This window comes from Sorangium sp. So ce296, from assembly GCF_051529605.1.
GTDB lineage: Bacteria > Myxococcota_A > Polyangia > Polyangiales > Polyangiaceae > Sorangium > Sorangium cellulosum_D.
On record NZ_CP150325.1, the window covers coordinates 12,199,911 to 12,221,948 of the forward strand.

Below are 22,038 nucleotides of genomic sequence, written 5' to 3' on the forward strand. Positions count from 1 at the left end.
AGGCCGCCGGCCGTGAGCGGGTGAGGGGCGCGTCGCGCGTCGCGTGCTCGGGCCGTCTACGGGAGCATCATCGGATCGACGCGGGCGAGCGCCTTGCGCCGGGCCATCGCGTAGCGCACGCCGGCCCGGAGATCCCTCAGGAGGACGAGCTCGTCGAGCGACTCGCCGGTGTTCACGAGCGAGCCGGCGGTGCGCGCGGACATGCCCACGAGGACGCACTGCGCGCCGAGCAGAACCACGGCCTGCACGGCGCGCAGGATGTGATTCGCGACGTCGCCGTCGATGAGCGGGACGCCGGTGAGATCGAGGATCACGAACTCGGCGTCATGGCGCTCCACGCCGTGCAGCATCGCCGTCATGAGCTTCCGGCACCGAGATCGGTCGAGGTGGCCGACGAGCGGCAGGACGAGGACGCCCTCGTCGATCGGCAGCACCGGCGTCGAGAGGGCGGCTATCGTCTCGAGGAGCCGCGACTGGCTGGCGAGGAGGTCGGACTCGATCTGCCGCAGCGCCTCTTCCGTCCTCTTTCGTGCGGTCATGTCGACCACGACCCCCACCATCCCGATCACGCGGCCGCGGTCGTCGCGGAAGGGGACGTTGTTCTCCAGCGTCCAGCCGTCGCTCCCGTCCTCGAGCTTCCACCGGAGCTCCACGTTCAGCCGCGGCACCCCGTCCGACATGATGATCTCGTCGTTCTCGCGGTAGCTCTGCGCGACCTCCGGGACGAAGATCTCCTCGTCGCGCTTCCCGATGATCTTGTCGGCCGAGAGGCGATAGTGATCGGCGTAGGCCTTGTTGACGGCGAGGTAGCGGTGGTCGCGATCCTTGAAGAACACCATCGCCGGGATCGCGTCGAGGAGCGCGGCGTGGCCGGAGCCGTCCACCGAAAAGAACTTGGCCAGGAGCCCGTGCTGCACCTCGGCAGGTGTGTTCTCGCGCGGACGCCGCGCCTCGGCCAGCTCCTCCTCCAGCTCTGCGACGCGCCTCCGCAGCGCGGCTACCTGCTCCTCCAGCGGCGTGTCGTTCGGCGTGTCGTTGTGTGGCTCGGACCGCATTCAGTGTACCACGTGCTGGCCGCCACATTTAGCGCATGATTGTCTGGAGCGCAACACTGGTCAAACGAGGTCCTAGCGTCGCACTCGTCGTACTCGTCGCACTCGTCGCACTCGTCGCACTCGTCGCGTTTGGCGTCGTCCCGGCGGACAGGCGGGCTCTATCGATCTCGACCAAGACGTTCGTCGTCCTCGTGGAGATCCGGCCATCGCGGCGCGCGATGTTCAAGCTGTACTCCGAGCGCGCCCATTGGACGTGAGCCGAGGACGATTGGCATGCTCGTCTCACGGAGCCCGAGACCGCTGCTCAGACATGGAGATGAGGCGCCAGGACGCCGAGGAGAGGACTCTTCATCTCGCGGGGCCGGACGGCCCGGCGCCGCCGTGAGCGTTTCGGGCGCGTCAATGAGCGCCGCGGGCGCGCGCCGCGCGGCGACCGGGAGCACGGTAGGCGCACACCCGGCGCGTCGCCGGCCGTGTTCAACCGAGAGAGCCCCCATGAAATCGCACCCGAAGCGCCTCGCTGCAGTCCTCGTCTCCCTGTCCGCCGTCGTCCTCCAGGCGTGCGCCGAAGACGCGGCGCCGGTCGCGCCGGAGCGCCGCAGCGTCGGCGGCTTCACCACGCCCGAGTCCGTGCTTCACGACGAGGAGCGCGACGTGTACCTGGTCTCGAACATCGTCGGCTCGCCCGTCGACAAGGACGATCGAGGCTTCATCTCGCGCGTCTCTCCGGACGGCGAGGTCCTCGACCTCACGTGGATCGACGGCGCCTCGGAGGGCGTCACCCTGAGCGCCCCCAAGGGCATGGCCATCGCGGGCGGAAAGCTCTACGTGGCCGACATCGATGCGGTCCGCGTCTTCGACGCGGGCGACGGCGCGCCGATCCAGGACATCGAGGTGCCCGGCGCCGGCCTGCTCAACGACATCGCGGTCATGCCCGACGGCGCGATCGTGGTGTCCGACACGGGCGTGACCCTCGAGGGCGGCGCCATCACCGGCGTCGGCACGGACGCGCTCGTCGTGATCGCGCCGAGCGGGCAGGTGTCGCGCATCGTCGCCGACCCCGCGCTGCCGCACCCGAACGGCGTCGCGTGCGCGGACGGCGAGATCTGGGTCGCCTACCTCGGCGCGGCGCGGGTGGACGTGTACGACGCCTCGGGCGAGAGGCGGCGCGAGCTCGCGCTGCCGGCGGGCTCGCTGGACGGCCTCGTGCGCCTCGACGACGGCCGGGTCCTCGTGTCGAGCTGGGACGCGGGCGCCATCTTCGCGATCGACCCGGCCGGGGGCGCGGCGCCGCGCGTCTCCACCCTCGCCGAGGACCTCCCGAGCCCGGCCGACCTCGGCTGGGACCGATCGAGGAATCGCCTGCTGGTCCCGCTCTTCAACGATGACGAGGTCGTCCTGCTCGACGTCCGATGATCCTGCGGAAGAGCGCTTTGGCCCGCGTACCTCCGCGGTTACGCTCTGCCCCCCGGCCGGTCTGGCGGGCGTCCCGCGGCGAGCGAGCCACGGTCCAGGAATCAGGAGCGACGATGACGACCCAGCTCACACGACTGCTCGAGCCCTCCGATCACGCCCAGGCCTGGAGCGCGCTCCGGGAGGCCCTGGCCCGCCTGGAGCGCGCGTCCGCGGCGGGCGGCGCGAACGGCGCCGGCCTGGCCCGGTGGATCGGGGTCTTCTCCCGCGCGCGCGATCGGGTCTCGATCCAGCGGCTCTCCCGGCCGCTCATCGTGCTCATCCTCGACGGCACGAAGCGGATCTTCCTCGACGGCCCGGACGGCAACGCGCGCCTCGTCGCCCGGGAAGGGCAGATCCTGCTCGTGCCGCAGGGCATCCCCCTCGAGCTCGTGAACGAGCCCGACCCGGAGCGCGGCGTCTACCGCGCGTTCACCGTCGAGCTCCTGAGCGAGGTCGACGCGCGGCTCCAGCGCCGCTACCCCACGCTCTGCGTCCAGCGGGGGCTCGGCGGCTTCGAGGCGGATCGGCCGCACCTCCTGCGCTCCGCGCTGCCGTCGATCCAGGCGATGATCCACCTCGTGAGCACGCTCCTCCTGCCCGGCGCGCACGCGCTGCTCCTCGAGCACCGGCTGGAGGACCTCGTTCTAACCCTGCTCTTGCAGCACCGGGAGCAGCTCGAGGAGGGGCGCGCCGCCGCGTCGACGCTGGCGCTCGATCCGACGCTCGCGGTCCGGACGCTGGTGCGCCGCGATCCGGCGCGCCCCTGGGCGGCGCAGGACGTGGCGCGCGCGCTCGGGGTGAGCAACGCGACGCTGCGCCGCCGGCTCGGCGCGAAGGGGGTCTCGTTCCGGGCCCTCCTGTGGAAGGAGCGCCTCGAGCTGGCCAAGACGCTCCTGCGCTCGGGGCGCCACGGCGTGCTGGAGGTCGCGACCGCCTGCGGCTACGACTCGGCGTCGCGCTTCGCCGAGCAGTTCCGGCGATCCGAGGGCGTCAGCCCGTCGGAGTACCGCGCGCAGCACCGGGCCGGCGCGAACGATTGCTGGAGCGAGCCGCCCGATCCGCCGCCCGCCGTCCGCGCCGGGTGACGGGCGCGCGCGTCCCCCGGCGCGCCCGCGGCGAGCGATGACCCCGGCACCCGGTCCTGGTAGCCTCGCGCCTCGCCCATGCGCCGCGCCGCCCTCCTGTCGCTGCTCCTCACGCTGACCCGCTGCGCCGCGGGCGAGCGGCCCGTCGCGCCCGCGGCCCCGGCGCCGCGGCCGGCCCCCCGCGCGGCGGCGGCGGCCGCGCCATCGCCCGCGCCGCCCGCGCCGACCGACGCGCCGATCCTCGTCGCCGAAGACCCGCCCGCGTGGGTCGACGACCCCGGGCGCCGGACGAAGCTCCTCGCCATCGTGCCGCAGATCGAGGCCCACCTCGGCGCCGAGCTCGATCGACAGAAGCTGCCGGGGTTCGCCATCGGCATCGTCGAGGGCGGCGAGCTCGCGGTCTCCCGGGGCTTCGGCGCGATCGATCCGGCGACCGGGGCGGCGCCGGACGCCGATACCGTCTACCGCGTCGGCTCGATCACGAAGACCTTCACCGCGGCCGCGATCCTGAAGCTCCGCGACGAGGGCAAGCTCGCGCTGGACGACCCCGCGTCGCGCTACCTCCCGGAGCTCGCGGAGGTCGTCTATCCGACCGCCGACTCGCCGCGGATCACGCTGCGGCACCTGCTCACCCATGCTTCGGGGCTGCCGCGGCTCGGTCGGTTCGAATACTCGGATTCGACGCGCGAGGTCACCGCGGCAGAGGTCCGCGCGGCGGTGCCCGGCACGGCCCTGGAGTACGTCCCCGGGACGAAGGAGGTCTATTCGAACTTCGGGTTCTCCCTCCTCGGGCTCGTCGTCGAGCGCGTCTCCGGGCGCCGCTACCGCGATTACGTGAGCGAGACGATCCTCGCGCCGCTCGGCATGACGTCCTCGGTCTGGGACGAGGGCGCCGTCCCCCCGGGGCGCCTCGCGACAGGGCACGTGAAGAAGCACGGCAAGCTGAAGCCGGAGCCCCACTGGCGGTTCGGCGCGTCCGAGGCGGCCGGCGGGCTCTATGCGTCCGTGCGCGACATGGCACGTTACGCCGCCTTCCAGCTCTCGGCCTATCCGCCGCGCGGCGGCGCGGAGGCGGGCCCCCTCCGGCGGAGCTCGATCCGCGAGGCCCACACCGCGGCGCGGCCCGCGCACCTCTCGGTCGACCCGGCGCGTCCCGAGGGCCGTTACGCGGTCGACGCGAGGGCGAGCGCGATCGGGCTCGCCTGGCGCGCTCTCGAGAGCTGCGAGGACGAAGAGGTCGTCCTGCACAGCGGGGCGGTCGACGGATACTCCGCCTGGGTGGAGCTCTATCCGCGCGCCGGCGTGGGGCTCGTGCTGCTCTCGAGCCTCGTCGACACGGACCGGGAGGCGCTGCTCGGCGAGGTGCGCGCGGCGCTCCGGCGCGCCGGCGTCACCGCGCCCCGGAAGGAGCGCCCGAGCCCTCGCCTGGAGTCGGCCTTCCAGGCGTCCGTCGCCCTGTACGACCGCTTCGAGCGGGCGCGTTATGAAGAGCTCTTCACGAAGGGCTTCGTCGAGCACGTCTCGCCGGGCGCCTTCGAGGAGATCGTCGAGCGCCTGCGGAAGGACCACGGCGCCTGCAAGCCCGGCGCGCTGATCTCGTCCAAGGGGGCGCGCGAGGCGCGGTTCGCGATGGCCTGCGAGCGAGGGCGCATGGCGGCCAAGCTCACCCTCGACGCCGGGACATCGAAGATCAGCGCCTTTCGTTTCAGCGCCGTCGCGCCGCCCACCGAGGCGATGAAGCGCAGCGCGGAGCAGGTCGTCGCGCTCGCCTCCGGCCAGAAGACGGCTCCCTTCCAGCAGGTGTTCTCGCACGCCGTCGACGAGGGCGCCGTCCAGCGAGAGCTCTCCGAGCTGCGCGCGGCGCACGGGCGGTGCAAGCTCGGCGGATCGATCGAGTCCGACGGGGAGCAGGAGCACTCCTTCCGCCTCGTGTGCGAGCGCGGCGGGAACATGGTGATGAAGCTCGAGCTCGATCCCGGCGCGCCCGGCCGCGTCCGCGAGCTCGAGCTCGAGGCGGCGCCGCAGGCGGGCAGGTGCCCGGAGAGGCCCTGAGGCGCGGCGTCAGCGGGCGGCCCGCTCCGCGCCGGCGCCTTCGATCGTGGCCAGGACGCCGAAATGGTCCGACAGCGTCGTCCGGACGGCGCGCCCCGCGGCCTGGATCGTGATGGGCGCGTCCAGGATGCGGTCCGCGCGGAGGCCCGCGTCGAGGCCGCGCACGAGCACGTGATCGAGCCGCCAGCCCGAGTCCTCGACGTCGCCCGTGCCGAGCCCGTCGTGCGAGAAGGTCGCGCGGCGATCGGGCACGTCGGCGTCGCGGAACCCGGCGCGCTCCAGGCGGCGGAACAGCGACGAGCCGGGCGTGGTGTTGAGATCGCCGAGGAGCAGCGCCGGCGCGCCGCCCGCCTTCGCATCGACCCAGCCGAGCAGCCGCTCGAGCTGGGGCGGCTGCTCCGGGCCGCCCGGCGACAGGTGCGCCGCGAACACGTGCAGCGCGCCGAGCTCGGCCGCCGCGACGCGCGCGTACAGGGCGCCGCGGGCGTTCACGGTCGACTCGAACACGAGGAGGTCGCGATCGTCGAGCGGCGCGGCCGCGAGCAGCCCCGTGCCGAACGAGCCGCCGTACGCGATGAGCCCGCCGAAGCGCGACGACGAGCCCGCGGCCGGCGCCGCGGGCGTCGCCGGGTCCCCGACGCACCGGTCGACGATCTCGTGGATCGTGCCGACAGGGCGGCTCGCGATGCAGTTGAGGCACGGGGTGGGGAGGGCGAGCGCGGTGGGCGCGCAGCTCTGCACGACGCAGCGCGCGAGCGCCTCGTCCGTCAGCCCGCTGCATTTCGCCTCAGCGCACGCGACGAGCGGCCTCACCTGGGAGGCGCCGCACGCCGCGCGCGGGGCCGGGTGCGCGGGCTCCGGCCGGAGCGCGTGCGGCAGGCGCGACTCCAGCGCTCGGCGGAGCAGATCCCAGTGCGCGTCGAGCCAGAACTCCTGCACGAACAGGAGGTCCACGTCGAGCGCGGCGAGCGCCTCGACCACGCGCGGCACGCGCTCCGTCGCGTACGGCAGCACCCCGACGGCGAGCCCTGCATTGAAGGTGGCAATCCGGAACGGCATCGCGCGCGGCGATGCACGCGGTGTGCCCGTCGGCGCGAACACGGTTGTCGTCGCCGCATTCGCGCCCTCGTCCGCGGCGCCGCCGTGGCGCTGCTCGCCGCGCGATCCTGGGATGTCGGTCGGCCGCCTCGCTGGCGCAGGCTCCTGTCCAACACCGCCGAGGGCCGGCGTTCACGCCGGAGCGCCGCTCGGGCTCGCCCCGGCGAGGATCATCCGGCCTTGTCGACGCGCCCGTCGGGGTACCGCGCGAACCGGCCTTCCGCGCGCCCGTGGACCGGATCGTCGCTCGGCCACGGCCACCCGCCGAAGCCGGTCCGCCGGTAGTCGAGGAAGGCCTGCTGGACCTCGGCCATCGAGGTCATCACGAAGGGGCCGTGCTGCGCGACGGGCTCGCCGATGGGCCGGCCCTGGAGGAGCAGGATCTCGGCCTCGTCGGGGCCGTTCTCGAGGAGCGCGGCGGCGCCGTCGCGGAGCGTGATCCGCTGGCCCCCGGGGACGCGGCGGGCGCCGACGCGCAGCTCGGCGCCGCGGAAGAAGTAGAGGGCGCGGTTCGTCCCCGGCGAGGCGGCCGGCAGCGCGAACCGCGCGCCCGGCGCCATCTTGAGCGTCCAGATCGCGACGTCGGCGTCCGCGCGCGCCGCCCACGATTTCGGCGGCGGCGCCGGCGGGCGGAGCTCGCCGAAGCGGCCGGCGACCACGGTGATCTCGGTCGCCCTGCCGGCGGCGTCGCGCGCGAGCTGCCTCGGGATCGTGTCGCCCCACATCATCACGAAGTGCGGGTCGGCGAGCTTGTCGGCGCGCGGGAGGTTGAGCCAGATCTGGAAGAGCTCGAGCGGGTTGGGCCCGCCCTCCTCGACGAGCGGGAACATCTCCGCGTGCACGATGCCGCTCCCCGCCGTGAGCCACTGGACGTCGCCGCGGCCGTAGCGCGCGGCCGCGCCGAGCGAGTCCGAATGATCGACGAGCCCGCGCCGCACGATCGTCACGGTCTCGAAGCCGCGGTGCGGGTGCTGCGGGAAGCCGGGGACCACCGCGCCGTGGTACATGCGCCAGCCGTCCTTGCCCGCGAAATCGCGGCCGATGGCGCGGCCCGCGAGCGATGCGGCCGGCCCCATCCGCTCGTTGCCGGCCGGGTACGCGTCGTCGTGGTGGACGCAGAACAGGAACGGGTCGAGCGTCTCCCAGGGCGAGCCGAGCGGCGCGACGCCGCGGACCACGTCCTCCGCGGTGAGCGCGGCTTCATCGGTGCGGCTGGGCGAGGGCTCGGTGCGGGCGCACGCGGCCGCGACGGGCGCGGCGGCGAGGGCCCCGAGGGCAGTGCGGCGATCCATGGCAGCCATCGTAAGGTGCCACCCGTCGACGGACAACGGTGCGCGCGCGCAACGCGGCGTTGCGTGGTCAGCAACCATCGAGCCGCCCGCGCGCAACGTGCTCGATCCGTATTCTCCTCGTCCGAGCGCCTCGCCAAGGGTTACAGTCGATCCTTGTGTCCACACCTCGCTCCGAGCGGAGCATCATCTTCCTCGTCGCTGCGGTCCAGTTCATCAACATCCTCGACTTCGTGATGGTGATGCCGCTCGGGCCGGACTTCGCGGTCGCTCTGGGCATCCCGATGTCCGACATCGGCCTCATCGGCGGCAGCTACACCGCGTCGGCCGCGCTGTCGGGCCTCGCCGGCGCGTTCTTCCTCGACCGGTTCGACCGGCGCAGCGCGCTCGCGGTGGCGATGCTCGGCCTCGTCGTCGGCACCGCGGCCGGCGGCTTCGCGACCGGGCTGCCGAGCCTCATGGCGGCGCGCGTGCTCGCCGGGGCGTTCGGCGGGCCCGCGACCTCGGTCGCGTTCTCCATCGTCGCGGACGTCATCCCGCCCGAGCGCCGCGGCAAGGCGATGGGCGTCGTGATGGGCTCGTTCTCGGTCGCCTCGGTGTTCGGCATCCCGGCCGGGCTGGAGCTCGCCCGGCGCGGCGGCTTCCCGCTGCCGTTCTTCGCCGTCGCCGCGCTCGGGCTGCTCGTCGCCGGGCTCGCGGTCTTCCTCCTGCCCTCGATGCGCGATCACCTCGCCGGCGAGCCGCCGTCGGGCGGCGCCCTGAGCGAGCTCCGCGCCCTCCTCGGCCGGCCGATCGTGATGCTCTCGTACGCGACGACGGCGACCGTGACGATGGCGTCGTTCCTCGTGATCCCCAACATCTCCGCGTACGTGCAGTACAACCTCGGGTACCCGCGCGAGCGGCTCGGGCTGCTCTACTTCGTGGGGGGCCTGGTCAGCTTCTTCGCGATGCGCGCGGTGGGGCCGCTCGTCGACCGCTTCGGCGCGTTCCAGACGGGCTCGGTGGGCGCGGCGGTGCTCGTGGGCGTCCTCTACGCCGGCTTCTTCTCGTACGTGCCGGGGCTGCCCGTGCTCGTCATCTTCATCGTCTTCATGCTCGGCATGACGTTCCGCAACGTCTCGCACAGCACGCTGACGTCCAAGGTGCCGCGCCCGGCCGAGCGCGCGCGCTTCACCTCCATGCAGTCGGCCGTGCAGCACATGGCGTCCGCCATCGCGGCGTTCTGGTCGGCGAGGATGCTCCACGAGCTGCCGGACCGGCGCCTCGACGGCATGCCCGCCGTCGCCGCGCTCTCGATCGCCTTCACGCTCGCGCTCCCGCTCCTGTTCCTCGGGATCGAGCGGCGCGTCGCCCTCGCCGCCGCCCAGCGCACGTAGCCGTGCCGCCGCGCGCCCGGCCGCGGCGCGAGCGCTCGGGGCGCGGGCGTCAGCGGGCGGGGCTCGTCTGCGAGATGCGATAAGCGCCGACGGTCGCGGCGAGGGACGAGAGGATGAGGAGCGCGAGCGCCAGCGCGATGTTGTGGAGCGACTCGCCGAGGCCGACGATCCACAGCCAGCGCGCGTCGGGCGGCACCGCGCCCATGAGGGTGAGCGATTTGATGGTGCCGCTGACGAACCCGAGGCCGCCGGACACCAGCGTGAGGATACCGAGGCTGATCTGGAGCGGCACGAACCGCCGCTCGGGCGAGACAGCATAACGGACGGACGCGGCGAGGAGCAGGAGACCGAAGACCAACGTCGGATACATCCCCCAGCCGCCCATGTGGAACGCTTCAGCCATGACGAGTGCCTCCTTGACCAGGGCTCTTGACAGGCGCTGGCGCCGAAGGTTCCGGCGCGGGAGGGCGAATCCCTCGGAGACGCCCCGTTCATCCCATCGACGCTCGAGCCGCCGAAAGCGCTGTTGCCGGCGTTGACGAGGGAGGCTCGCGCCTTGCATGCGCGAGCGCTTCGGGTATAGCTTCGGGCTGATGAGCGGCCTCGCGAGCTCGCCGTTGACGACGCAGACCTTCGATCTGCGGCAGTCCCCGGACAGCCGTGGAATCTACTCCTACCTCCTCGTCATCGGCGCTTCCTCGTCGTACCGGCGCGCCCTGCCGGACGACGGCGTGCTCGTCGTGGGGCGCAGCGACGACGCCGACGTGCGGCTCGACACCGCCGCGGTGTCCAGGCGGCACGCCGAGCTCGTCTTTTCCCGGGGCGAGATCCGGATCGCCGATCTCGGCAGCCACAATGGCACGCTCGTCAACGGCGAGCGCATCGAGGGCTCGCGCGCGCTCGGCTCCGGCGACGTCATCACCATGGGCGACACCACGCTGATCCTCCGGCGCGAGTCGCCGTCGCGGGGCAGCGCCCTCATCGAGATGGGCCGGCTGCGCCGGCGCGTCGAGGAGGAGATCGAGCGCGCCGCCGACTCGGCGCGGCCGTTCGGCCTGGCGGTGGTGTCCCTCGGGTCCGTGCAGATGCGCACGACGCTGGAGCAGCGGGCGCTCTCGGCGCTCCGGCTCGTGGACATCGTCGCCTGGGACGGCGCCTCTCAGCTCGCCATCGGGTTCCCCGAGCTCGGCGGCGATGCGGCGCGCGCCGCGGCGCTCCAGGTGCTCGAGGCGATCGCGCCGCTCTCCCCCGAGGCGCGCGCCGGCCTGGCCTGCTACCCGTTCGACGGCGGCGACACCGAGACGCTCCTCGCCGGCGCGCGGACCGCCGCGTCGATCGCCGCCCCGGGGGCGATCGCCTCCGCCTCGGAGGCCGCCGTCCGGCACGTCATCGGCGAGCGCACCGTCGTGGTGGCCGATTCGGCCATGATCCGGCTGTTCGAGCTGATCCGGCGCCTCGCGGCGAGCGATCTGCCGGTGCTCGTCCTCGGCGAGACGGGGGCGGGCAAGGAGAACGCCGCGGCCGCCGTGCACCACTGGTCGGCGCGGGCCCAGAAGCCGATGATCACGCTCAACTGCGCCGCGCTCCCGGAGACGCTGGTGGAGAGCGAGCTCTTCGGCTACGAGAAGGGCGCCTTCTCGGAGGCGCGGGTGCCCAAGCCCGGCCTGCTGGAGCGGGCGCACGGCGGCACCGTCTTCCTCGACGAGATCGGCGAGCTGCCCCTCGGCGCGCAGGCCAAGCTGCTCCGCGCGCTCGAGGCGAAGCGGATCACGCGCCTCGGCGACGTGCGCGATCGCGAGGTGGACATCCGCATCGTCGCCGCCACCAACCGCGACCTCGAGGAGGAGGTCCGCGCCGGCCGATTCCGTCAAGATCTGCTCTTCCGCCTGAGCGCCGCCGTCGTCGAGCTGCCCCCGCTCCGGCACCGGCGGCGCGAGCTGCCGATCCTGGCCCGCCTGTTCCTCGCCGAGGCGTGCGCCCGGGCCGGTCGGCCCGCGCTCGATCTCTCGGAGGCCGCGCTCGCCGCGCTCTTCGCGCACCCGTTCCCCGGCAACGTGCGCGAGCTCAAGAACGCGATGGAGTACGCCGCCGCCACGGCGGACGGCCCGGTGATCGAGCCCTGGGGCCTGCCCGAGCGCATCGCCGGGCTCGAGCTCCCGCCGCGGCCCGCGGCGGATCCGTCGGCGCCGCCCGCGGCGGGGCCCTCCCGCTTCAAGCCCATCGCCGAGGAGCTCCGGGAGATCGAGTGCACGCGCATGCGCCAGGCGCTCGACGCCGCGGACGGGGTCCAGAAGCGGGCGGCGGCGCTCCTCGGGATGCCCGTCCGCACCTTCACGTTCAAGCTCAAGCAATACGGCATCTCCACGCGAGAGGGGAAGCGGAGCCCGTGAGGGAGCGGTCCGGTCCCCGGACGGATCAGAACACGAGCCGCGCCGACAGCGCCGCAGCATCGGGCGACGCGGCGGGCCGGAGCTCGATCTTCACGCCGCCGCGATCCGGGGTGCGGTAGGCCTCTGGCCCGTTCACGAAGAGCAGAACCGTCCCCGTGATCACGGCCGCTCCACCGACGAGGAGGGCGCCGATCCCCAGCCCGTTCTCGAGGTGGGTGCCGTCGTACGTGTCAGACGTGAACGGCTTGCACGACGGAAGGCAGCGGGCCTCTAGGCGCTGGTCGGTTGCTTCCTCGGCGGCGGCGGCATGCCGCATCAGCGCGCCGCCCGCGATGCCCAGGGCCGCGCCCGCCCCGAGCGTGGCCCACGGGAGCCACGTGGCCCACCGCGGCCCGCTGACGACGGTATCGGCGCTCAGGGCGATCTGGCCCGAAGCCTCTTGGCCGGCGAAGACGAGGATGGGCTTGACGACCGTAAAATAGCCTCCCTTTTTCGCCGTGATGACGTGCTCTCCCGGCATGACCATCCGGCGCTCGGCGCCGGGGCCGATGAACCAGGGCTGGCCGTCCATCAGCACGACGGCGCCCGGCTCGTCGCAGCGGATCCGGATGGCGGCGAGCTCCCGCTCGGCGAGCGCTCGCATCGCCGCGCGCGCCTCCTGCTCCTTCTCGGCGTCGAGCGAGCCGGGCCCCCAGCGCAGGGCGAGGCGCAGGTTCTCGTGGGCCGGGAGGGGCAGGCCCATGAGCTTCAACACCCGCCCGAGGTAGAGCCGGAGCTCGGGCTGCTCCCAGACCGCGAGCGCCTCCTCGTACTTGGCCCGCGCCTCGGCGAGCATCGCGCGCCGGTGCAGCTCGCGCGCCTCCTCGAAGAGCGCCCGCGCCCGCTGCTTTCGCTCCTCGGAGACCCCCTCGTGCCATGGCCCCGGCGGCGCCTCGTGGGCGCGCGCGGGCCCAGCGCACAGGGTCACGACGGCGATGGGCAAAAGGAGCTGCGCTGTCGAGAGCGCGAATCGAGCGGGTCGCTTGCGGGTCGTCGTCATGAAGCCGAGCGCCTCCCACTACCGCGGCAGCACCGTCCGGATGTGACGATAGATGGCGCCGCCCTCGCCGACGACAAAGGACGATTTCCCGGTGCCCCAGACCGCGAAAAAGATGCGATCCGTCGTGGGATCGAGCTTGAGCCAGGAGGTCCCATCGTAGTGCAGGAGCTCGCCGAACTGGCCCACTGCAAAGACATCCCGCGGCCCGCTCCCCCACACCCCATTCAGCGTTATCAGCGTGGTCGAGCTCATGGCCTTCCAGCCCCGGCCGCCGTAGTGCAGGATCGTGCCTTCAGAACCCACGGCGAAGACATCCTGCGGCCCGCTCCCCCACACCCCGGTCAACCATGCCTCCGGTGCGGGCGAGGGCATTTTCTGCCAGCCCTCGCCGTCGTAGTGCAGGATCGTGCCCCGATCACCCACGGCGAAGACATCCGTCGGCCCGCTCCCCCACACGCCCTTCAACGATGCCTCCGGTGCGGGCGAGGGCATTTTTTGCCAGCCCTGGCCGTCGTAGTGCAGGATCGTGCCTTCAGAACCCACGGCAAAGACATCCTGCGGCCCGTACCCCCACACGCCGTGCAACCATGGCTTCGAAGGCCAGCTCTCATCCTCCCAGCCCTGGCCGTCGTAGTGCAGGATCGTGCCTTCAGAACCCACGACGAAGACATCCTGCGGCCCGCTCCCCCACACGCCGTTCAACGATGGCTTCGTGGGCCGGATCTCCGCCTCCCAGCTGTGGCCGTCGTAGCGCAGGATCGTGCCTCCATCACCCACGACGAAGACATCGCGCGGTCCGCTCCCCCATACGCCGCTCATCCATGCCGTCGTGGGCGAGGTCATGTTCTGCCAGTCCTGGCCGTTGTAGTGCAGCGTCGTGCCTCCGTTCCCCACGGCGAAGACGTCCTGCGGTCCGCTCCCCCACACATCGTGCAACCGTACCTGCCGCGAGGACACCTCCTCGGGCAACGTCGTGGGCAACGTCATGCGCCGCCAGCCCTCGCCGTCGTAGTGCAGCATCGTGCCCTCGACATCCACGACATAGACATTGTCCGGCGCGCTCTCCCACACGCCCGACAAAGCCTTCGATGTGGGCGAGGGCACGGCCTGCCAGCCCTGACCGTCGTAGCGGAGCATCGTGCCCTGATCACCCACGGCGAAGACGTCGTGCGCCTCGCTCCCCCACACGCCCGACAACGCTTCCGACGTCGGCGAGGGCATGACCCGCCAGCCCTGACCGTCGTAGCGCAGGATCGTGCCTTCAGACCCCACGGCGAAGACATCGTGCGCCTCGCTCCCCCACACGCCCGACAAAGCCTCCGACGTGGGCGAGGGCATGGCCTGCCAGCCCTGACCGTCGTAGTGCAGGATCGTGCCCCGAGCGCCCACGGCAAAGACATCGCGCGGCCCGCTCCCCCACACGTCCGACAACGCTTCCGACGTGGGCGAGGGCATGGCGTGCCAGTCCTCACCGTCGTAGTGCAGGATCGTGCCTTCAGAACCCACGGCGAAGACATCGCGCGGCCCGCTCCCCCACACGCCCGACAACGCTTCCGACGTGGGCGAGGGCGAGTCCTGCCAGGACTGGCCGTTGTAGCGAACGATCGCGCCGCCGTCACCCACGGCAAACGCTTCCTGCCGCCAGCTCCAACCGGCGCGCAACGCTCGCGAGGTCACGCGCTCCTGCCGCCGCCAGTTCCAGCTTCCGCACGGGATGACGGACAGGTCATCGCAGGAGCTGACGCACCCCGGGCGGCCGAAGTCGTAGCTCAGCGAGACGCAGGATATCGTGACCGGCAATTGGGTGTCGCAGATCTCATCCCGTGTCAGCTCCCCGTCGCCGCAATGCACGCACCTGCTGCCGCAGCCGTCGCCGCCGACCTGGTTGCCGTCGTCGCAGTCCTCGCCGGCCTCCACGACGCCGTTGCCGCAGGTGTTGACGCTCGTCGAGGCGACGCACGTAGCGGAGACGCAGGTGTAGCCGGACGGGCAAACCCCGCCGTCGCACGGGATCCCGCCCTGGAGGCACGCCCCCGCGATACAGAACAAAGCCAGCACGAACACGGCCGCAGCCGCATGGCGGAGCGCTCCTCCGCCTCGCCACAGGCCCGAGACCGCTGGGCTCGCATCCTCGTCCCGCCTCCGCATTCTACCTCGCCTTTTCCTCGGTTGGATCAGAACACGACCCGGCCGGACAGCATCGCACCCTCGAGCGACGCGGCGGGCCGGAGCTCGATCTTCACGCCGCCGCGATCCGGGGTGCGGTAGGCCTCGGGCCTGTTCATGAAGAGCAGGACACTCCCGGTGATCACGGTCGCTCCGCCGGCGACGAGGGCGCCGATCCCCAGCCGGTTCTCGAGGACGCTGCGATCGTACGCGTCGCGATCGAGCGCTTCGCACGTCGGAACGCAGCCGCCTTGGAGGCGCTTGTGGACATTTTCGTGGTCCGTGTCGGCATGCCACATCAGCCCGCCGCCCGCGATGCCCAGGGCCGCGCCCGCCCCGAGCGTGGCCCACGGGAGCCACGTGGCCCACCACGGCCCGCTGACGACGGTATCGGCGCTCAGGGCGACCCGTCCCGAAGCCTCTTTGCCGGCGACGACGAGGATGGGCTTGACGACCGTGAAATAGCCGCTCTTTTTCGCCGTGATGACGTGCTCTCCCGGCATGACCATCCGGCGCTCGGCGCCGGGGCCGATGAACCACGGCTGGCCGTCCATCAGCACGACGGCGCCCGGCTCGTCGCAGCGGATCCGGATGGCGGCGAGCTCCCGCTCGGCGAGCGCTCGCATCGCCGCGCGCGCCTCCTGCTCCTTCTCGGCGTCGAGCGAGCCGGGCCCCCAGCGCAGGGCGAGGCGCAGGTTCTCGTGGGCCGGGAGGGGCAGGCCCATGAGCTTCAACACCCGCCCGAGATAGAGCCGGAGCTCGGGCTGCTCCCAGACCGCGAGCGCCTCCTCGTACTTGGCCCGCGCCTCGGCGAGCATCGCGCGCCGGTGCAGCTCGCGCGCCTCTTCGAAGAGCGCCTGCGCCCGCTGCTTTCGCTCCTCGGAGACCCCCTCGTGCCATGGCCCCGGCGGCGCCTCCTCGGCGCGCGCGAGCCCAGCGCACAGGGGCACAAGGGCCATCGGCAGGAGGAGCTGCGCTGTCGAGAGCACGAATCGAGCGGGTGGCTTGCGGGTCGTCGTCATGAAGCCGAGCGCCTCTCCGCCGGGGCGTCCGTGGGACCTGCGCTCCCGCGCCCGATCGGCGCGCGCCCGGGGTCGCCGGGCACGTCGCGCGCATATCGCGGTCGCCGCATCGAGCGCAAGGAGAGGAGAGGCGACGATCGCACGGGGGCTCCTGCCCAGCAAGCCGACGCCCGGATGTGCCGTCGGGGGCCTGGGCCGCTCGGAGCCGGGTGATCTGACCGGAGGCCGTGTGGGAGGGTCGCGGTCGTGCCCCGTCGCGTGAAAGGGGTGCTGCCGCGCGCCGGAACGGTACTATGCTCCCGGCCGTGGTCGCGGGCGCTCGCGAGATGATCAGGACCCAGACGATGCGCGCGACGGTCGACCCGCCGTCGTCGCGCGAGCCCGGCAAGTCGCCGCCGTCCGCCGGCGCCCGCATCGGCCATTACGAGCTCCTGCGCGAGCTCGGCCGGGGAGGCATGGGCGTCGTCTTCCTGGCGCGCGACCTCCGGCTCGCTCGCCTCGTCGCGATCAAGCTCCTCACGAAGCTGAGCAGCACCGGAGTCCAGCGCTTCCTCGCCGAGGCGCAGGCCACCGCGCGCTGCAAGCACGAGCATATCGTGACGATCCACGAGGTGAACGAGCACGACGGATTCCCGTACATGGTGCTCGAGTACATCGAGGGGCAGAGCTTCCGTGCGTGGATGAAGCAGCGCAGGCCCGGCGACGCCCCCAGCCGGGCGCGGGCGGCGCCGGTCCCGCCCGGCCTGGCCGTCGAGATGATGGTCCCCGTCGTGCGCGCGCTCGCGAGCGCGCACGCGTCCGGCATCGTCCATCGCGATCTCAAGCCGGAGAACGTCATGCTGGACGCCGCGGGCGCGATCAAGGTGGTCGATTTCGGCATCGCCAAGCTGCGCGACGACGAGGCGAGCCTGGTCGCCGAGCGCCCCGCCGTCGACGACGTGCGCCTGACGCACCCGGGCGCGGCGCTCGGCACGCTGCCTTATATGTCCCCCGAGCAATGGGAAGGGCGGGAGATCGACCCGTCGAGCGATGTCTGGGCCGTGGGCATCATGCTTTACGAGCTCGTGCTCGGGGCTCATCCGCTCGCGCCGTGCCGGATGCCGGACCTCATCGCGGTGCCGCGCCTCGACGAGCCGATGCCCGAGGTCGGCGCGCGCTACCCGGAGGTCGGCGCGCTCGGGGCGATCATCGACCGCTGCCTGCGCAAGCGCAAGGCCGAGCGGTACGCCTCCGCCGAGGAGCTCCTGACCGAGCTCTTGCCCCTCCTGCCCGGACGCCGGGAGATCCACCTCGGCAGCGACGAGAGCCCGTTCGCCGGCCTCTCGTCCTTCCAGGAGGCCGACGCCGACCGCTTCTTCGGCCGCGCGCAGGACCTCGCGGGCGTCGTCGCGCGCCTGCGCAGCCAGCCGCTGCTCGCGATCGCGGGCGCTTCGGGCGTGGGGAAGTCGTCGCTCGTGCGGGCCGGGGTGATCCCGGCGCTCAAGCGCTCCGGCGAGGGCTGGGAGGCGCTGGTCCTCCGGCCGGGGCGCGAGCCGCTGGCGGCGCTCGCGGAGCTCCTCGGCAGCCCTGCCGTGACGCTGAGCACCGACGTGCAGGCGCTCGCCTTCGACACCGCCGCGGGGACGCGCGCGGCCTTGGCGCCGCGGCTGCGCGCCGAGCCGGGCCTGCTCGGCGCCGCGCTGCGCGGGTGGGCGGCCCGGGCGCAGCGGCGCCTCTTGCTGTTCATCGATCAGTTCGAGGAGCTCGTCACGCTCGGCGCCCCGGCCGACGAGCGCGCGGCGTTCCTCGCGTGCCTGGAGGGCATCGCCGACGACGCGTCCTCGCCGCTCCGCGTCGTCCTGTCGGTGCGATCGGATTTCCTCGAGCGAATGGCCGAGCACGAGCACTTCATGGCGGCGATGACCCGGGGCCTCGTGTTCCTCCGGCCGATGGGGCGCGAGGGGCTGCGCGAGGCGCTGGTGAGGCCGATCGAGGCGGCGCGGCACGAGATCGAGGACCCGGCGATGGTCGAGGGCATCCTCGACGCGCTCTCGACGACGCGCGGGGCGCTGCCGCTGCTCCAGTTCACCGCGGCGAGGCTCTGGGAGATGCGCGATCGCGGGCGCCGGCTGCTCACGTGGGCGAGCTACGAGGCGATCGGCGGGGTGGCGGGCGCCCTGGCGAGCCACGCCGACACGCTGCTGGCGGGGATGAGCGAGCGCCAGGCGAAGCTCGCGCGGGCGGTCCTGGAGCGGCTGGTGACGCCGGAGCGGACGCGGGCCGTGGCCAGCCTGGGCGAGCTGTGCGAGCTGCCCGGGGACCCGGGCGAGATCGAGCGGGTCGTGGGGCAGCTGGCCGACGGGCGGCTCGTGGCGATCGAGAAGGGGAACGACCGCGCGGGCAGCACGGTGGAGCTGGTGCACGAGTCGCTGATCGAGCGGTGGCCGACGCTGAAGCGCTGGCTCGACGAGAGCCAGGACGACGCCGTGTTCCTGGACCGGCTGCGCGCGGCGGCGAGGCTGTGGGACGCGAGCGGCCGCGCCGCGGACACGCTCTGGCGCGGCAACGTCGCGAAGGAGGCGCGCGGCTTTCGCGGGCGCTACCGGGGCGCGCTGCCGGAGCGGGAGCGGCTCTTCCTGGAGGCGGTGCTCCGGCTGGCGGACGAGACGCGGCGCCGGAGGCGCCGGCTCGTCTCCGGGACGATCGCGGCGCTGTCGCTCCTCGTGGTCGCGGCGGGGGCGGGGATCGTGAAGCTGACCCGGCAGAACGGGGTGATCACGGCGCAGCTCGACGCGATCCGCAGGACCGAGGAGACGCTGAAAACGGCGCTCGCGAGCGAGGAGGCGGAGCGGAGCGCGGCCGAGAGGGCGCGGCACGAGAGCGAGGCGCAGCGGAGGCGGGCCGAGGCGATGCAGCGCGAGGCGGAGCAGGCCCGGGACCGCGCCAAGGCCGAGGCCGAGCGGGCCCGCGTGGCGGCGGGCGAGGCGCGGGCGGCGCGGGACACGGCGCAGCAGTCCGAGGTCGAGGCGCGAAAGGCCGAGGCGAAGGCCACCGAGGAGGAGCGGAAGGCGAGGGCGGCCGCGGAGGCGATGCTGCAGAGCAAGCGCGAGCAGGAGCACCTCATCCAGCGGACCGTGGGGAAGATCGACGAGAAGTTGAAGTAGCCGGCGCCGCCGGGGCCGCGCCTCGGCGGGGTGGGGGACGGCCTCGTCGCGTCGCGAGGGGCGTTCCGCGGCGGCGAGGTCGGCGCAGAGGGGCGGTGAGGAGGGCGCTCCAGACATCGTTTCGGGGTGCGGCGCGCTGCGCTGGAGCGCTCCTTGGGATCGAGGCGGCGCGGCTACCGCGGCGGTGCCGTCCGGCTGTGGTGGTAGATGGCGCCGCCCTCGCCGACGACAAAGGACGAGCTCCCAGCGCCCCACCCCGTGAAAAGGCGGCGGTCTGTCGTGGAGTTGAGCTTGATCCAGGAGATGCCGTCGTAGTGCAGGAGCGTGCCGAACGCACCCACGGCAAAGACATCCCGCGGCCCGCTCCCCCACACGCTGTACAGATCGACCAGCGTGGTCGAGTCCATTTTCTGCCAGCCCTGGCCATCGTAGTGCAGGATCGTGCCCTCGTTCCCCACGGCATAGACATCCCGCGGCCCGGTCCCCCACAGGTTGTTCAACGCTACCGATGTGGGCGGGTTCATGTCCTTCTGCCAGTCCCGACCGTCGTAGTGCAGGATCGCGCCGCCCTCGCCCACGGCGAAGACATCCTGCGGCCCGGTCCCCCACACGCCGCGGAGCGGCGGCAGCGATTCGGGCCGGGGCATGTCCTCCCAGCTCTCGCCGTCGTAGCGCAGGATCGTGCCGCCGTACCCCACGGCGAAGACATCCCGCGGCCCGCTCCCCCACACGCTGGACAACGATTCCAGCCCTGTGGGCAAGGGCATGTCCTGCCAGTCCTGGCCGTCGTAGCGCAGAGCCGTCCCGTTGGGACCCACGGCGAAGACATCCCGCGGCCCGCTCCCCCACACGTCGAACAACAGCTCCGACGTGGGAGAGGGCATGTCCTGCCAGTCCTCGCCGTCGTAGTGCAGGATCGTGCCCTTGTCACCCACGGCAAAGACATCCTGTAGATCGCTCCCCCACACGCTGTACAGCCAGTCCGATGTGGGCGACGTCATGGGCTGCCAGCTCTGGCCGTTGTAGTTCAGGATGGCGCCGCTGTCGCTCACGACGAAGACATCCCACGGTCCGCTCCCCGACACGCCGGACAGCTGTTCCACCGAGATGGGCAAGGGCATGAGCTGCCAGACCTCGCCGTCGTAGTGCAGAATATTGCCCTGATGACCCACGGCGAAGACGTTCTGCTGCCCGCTCCCCCACACGTCATGGAACGTCTCCACCCGCGCAGGCAAGGTCATGGGCTGCCATTCCTGGCCGTCGTAGCGCAGGATCGTGCTGTCGTCACCCACGGCAAAGACGTTCTGCGGCCCGCTCCCCCACACGCCCCTCAGCGTGAGGAATTCCGGGAAGGGCGAGGTCATGGGCTGCCATTCCTGACCGTCATAGTGCAGGATCGTGCCATAGCCCACGGCAAAGACGTCCTGCGGCCCGCTCCCCCACACGTCATACAACACGTTCGGTGTGGGCGAGGCCGTGCGCTGCCACTCCTGTCCGTCGTAGTGCAGGATCGTGCCGTTATCGCCGACGGCGAAGACATCCCGCGGCCCGCTCCCCCACACGCCCTTGATCGTGATCGGATCCGAGGTGGGCAAGATCATGGGCTGCCACTCCTGACCATCATAGTGCAGGATCGTGTCATAGCCCACGGCAAAGACATCCTGTGGCCCGCTCCCCCACACGCCGTTCAGCGTGGTAGACGTGGGCAACGTCGTCGCCCGCCAGTCCTGACCGTTGTAGTGCAGGATCGTGTTATAGCCCACGACGAAGACATCCTGCGGCCCGCTCTCCCACACGCCGGTCAGCGGCCCCGATGTGAGAAAATCGTGCTGACGCCAGTTCCAGCTTCCGCACGAGCCGACGGACAGGTCATCGCAGGAGCTGGTGCACCCCGGACGGCCGAAATCGTAGCGCAGGTTGACGCAGGAGGTCGTGACCGTCACGCCGGGATCGCAGGCTTCATCCTGCGCCAGCTCCCCGTCGCCGCAGTGCGCCTCGCAGTCGAGCCTGCAATACCCGCGGCGCTCCGCGTTCTGGCCGCCGCGGCACAGCGGGTCGGTCGACCTGACTTCATCAGAGCCGCAGTCGCAGGTCTCCCCGCGCATCACGTCGACGATGCCGTTGCCGCAGCGCTCGTTGGACTTGCAGTCGGCGCTGCACCCGTCGCCGCCGCGCTCGTTGCCGTCGTCGCAGACCTCGCCCCGCACGGCATCGACGACGCCGTTGCCGCAGCGCTCGTTGGACTTGCAGTCGGCGCTGCATCCGTCGTCGTCCTTCGTGTTCCCGTCGTCGCAAACCTCGTCGTTCTCGAGGATCTCATTGCCACAGCTATGGCCGTAGCCGGGGACGGCACACCGGGGGTTGCCGTCGGCTGGCATGACGCATTCACGGTCGATCGGGCAAAAACTGTCACCGCAAGGGACCGCGCCCTGAAGGCATGCGCCCGTGGCGGCGATCAGCGCCGTCGCGAACACGATCGCCACGACGTGGCGAGGCGCCCAGCCGCCCCGCGGAGGGCGCGTGACGACGCTCCGGTTCCGCTCCATGCTCCGCCTGCGCATCGATGCCCGCATCCTACCCTCGTGGCTTTCTCTCTGATCGACCCGGCAGATCGCTCCGGGGTATCGCAACGCCAGGACCGCCGCTCCCGCGGCGCCGCCAAGGAGATATCGAGGCACGAGCAGGCGGTCCACGGGCGACATCTCGAGCGAGGAGCAAGCAGCAAGCCACATGCCGCCTTGGCACCGCCGCAGGCCGCGATCGTGCACCTACCGCGTGCTGAGCCGCCGCGTCTGCTGTCCTCGCGGGCGACGCGCGGCGGCGTCGGGCGCGCCCTCGGGGCGCGGTGCCGGCGCGATGGCAATCCTT

The 22,038-nt window shown here is 72.4% G+C and carries 14 protein-coding genes; 6 read left to right on the forward strand and 8 right to left on the reverse strand.

The window, feature by feature from the left end; genetic code table 11:
* Positions 1–56: 56 nt before the first annotated feature.
* Positions 57–1,055, reverse strand: coding sequence for a PAS domain-containing protein (locus tag WME98_RS45015; protein ID WP_437947764.1), 999 nt, complete (start codon positions 1,053–1,055; stop codon positions 57–59).
* Positions 1,056–1,550: 495 nt separating this feature from the next.
* Here WME98_RS45015 and WME98_RS45020 point away from each other — a divergent pair, with 495 nt between their 5' ends.
* The 3 genes from WME98_RS45020 to WME98_RS45030 all read left to right on the forward strand — a co-directional run bounded on the left by WME98_RS45020 (position 1,551) and on the right by WME98_RS45030 (position 5,647).
* Positions 1,551–2,471, forward strand: coding sequence for an SMP-30/gluconolactonase/LRE family protein (locus WME98_RS45020; protein WP_437947765.1), 921 nt, complete (start codon positions 1,551–1,553; stop codon positions 2,469–2,471).
* Positions 2,472–2,584: 113 nt separating this feature from the next.
* The gene (locus tag WME98_RS45025; protein WP_437947766.1) at positions 2,585–3,595 is read left to right on the forward strand and encodes a helix-turn-helix transcriptional regulator; all 1,011 of its coding nucleotides are present in this window, start codon (positions 2,585–2,587) and stop codon (positions 3,593–3,595) included.
* 78 nt (positions 3,596–3,673) lie between these two features.
* Complete coding sequence (locus WME98_RS45030) at positions 3,674–5,647, forward strand: serine hydrolase domain-containing protein (protein ID WP_437947767.1); 1,974 nt, start codon at positions 3,674–3,676, stop codon at positions 5,645–5,647.
* 9 nt (positions 5,648–5,656) lie between these two features.
* Here the strand turns inward: WME98_RS45030 and WME98_RS45035 are convergent, their stop codons facing one another.
* A complete protein-coding gene (locus WME98_RS45035) occupies positions 5,657–6,706 on the reverse strand; it encodes an endonuclease/exonuclease/phosphatase family protein (protein WP_437947768.1) in 1,050 nt (349 codons plus the stop codon).
* Positions 6,707–6,915: 209 nt separating this feature from the next.
* The gene (locus tag WME98_RS45040) at positions 6,916–8,046 is read right to left on the reverse strand and encodes a pirin family protein (RefSeq protein ID WP_437947769.1); all 1,131 of its coding nucleotides are present in this window, start codon (positions 8,044–8,046) and stop codon (positions 6,916–6,918) included.
* Positions 8,047–8,192: 146 nt separating this feature from the next.
* Between WME98_RS45040 and WME98_RS45045 the strand changes: the two genes are divergently transcribed.
* Positions 8,193–9,410: an MFS transporter gene (locus WME98_RS45045; RefSeq protein WP_437320957.1), complete on the forward strand. Its 1,218-nt coding sequence runs from the start codon at positions 8,193–8,195 to the stop codon at positions 9,408–9,410.
* A 49-nt stretch (positions 9,411–9,459) separates the two neighbouring features.
* Here WME98_RS45045 and WME98_RS45050 read toward each other — a convergent pair whose 3' ends face one another.
* Positions 9,460–9,813, reverse strand: coding sequence for a hypothetical protein (locus WME98_RS45050; RefSeq protein ID WP_061625477.1), 354 nt, complete (start codon positions 9,811–9,813; stop codon positions 9,460–9,462).
* Positions 9,814–9,970: 157 nt separating this feature from the next.
* On the opposite strand from WME98_RS45050, the gene WME98_RS45055 reads away from it, so the two are divergent.
* Positions 9,971–11,800 (forward strand): sigma 54-interacting transcriptional regulator, encoded by a 1,830-nt coding sequence (locus tag WME98_RS45055; RefSeq protein WP_437947770.1) that lies wholly within the window; start codon positions 9,971–9,973, stop codon positions 11,798–11,800.
* A 25-nt stretch (positions 11,801–11,825) separates the two neighbouring features.
* Here the strand turns inward: WME98_RS45055 and WME98_RS45060 are convergent, their stop codons facing one another.
* The 3 genes from WME98_RS45060 to WME98_RS45070 form a co-directional block, all read right to left on the reverse strand.
* Positions 11,826–12,839, reverse strand: a complete 1,014-nt coding sequence (locus WME98_RS45060) for a hypothetical protein (protein ID WP_437947771.1) — start codon at positions 12,837–12,839, stop codon at positions 11,826–11,828.
* A gap of 18 nt (positions 12,840–12,857) precedes the next feature.
* Complete coding sequence (locus WME98_RS45065; protein ID WP_437947772.1) at positions 12,858–14,903, reverse strand: DUF4215 domain-containing protein; 2,046 nt, start codon at positions 14,901–14,903, stop codon at positions 12,858–12,860.
* A gap of 110 nt (positions 14,904–15,013) precedes the next feature.
* Positions 15,014–16,027: a hypothetical protein gene (locus WME98_RS45070; protein ID WP_437947773.1), complete on the reverse strand. Its 1,014-nt coding sequence runs from the start codon at positions 16,025–16,027 to the stop codon at positions 15,014–15,016.
* Positions 16,028–16,320: 293 nt separating this feature from the next.
* Between WME98_RS45070 and WME98_RS45075 the strand changes: the two genes are divergently transcribed.
* Positions 16,321–19,170: an nSTAND1 domain-containing NTPase gene (locus WME98_RS45075; RefSeq protein WP_437947774.1), complete on the forward strand. Its 2,850-nt coding sequence runs from the start codon at positions 16,321–16,323 to the stop codon at positions 19,168–19,170.
* Positions 19,171–19,343: 173 nt separating this feature from the next.
* On the opposite strand, the gene WME98_RS45080 is transcribed toward WME98_RS45075, so the two are convergent.
* Positions 19,344–21,653, reverse strand: a complete 2,310-nt coding sequence (locus WME98_RS45080) for a glucosyltransferase-I (RefSeq protein ID WP_437947775.1) — start codon at positions 21,651–21,653, stop codon at positions 19,344–19,346.
* Positions 21,654–22,038 lie beyond the last annotated feature (385 nt).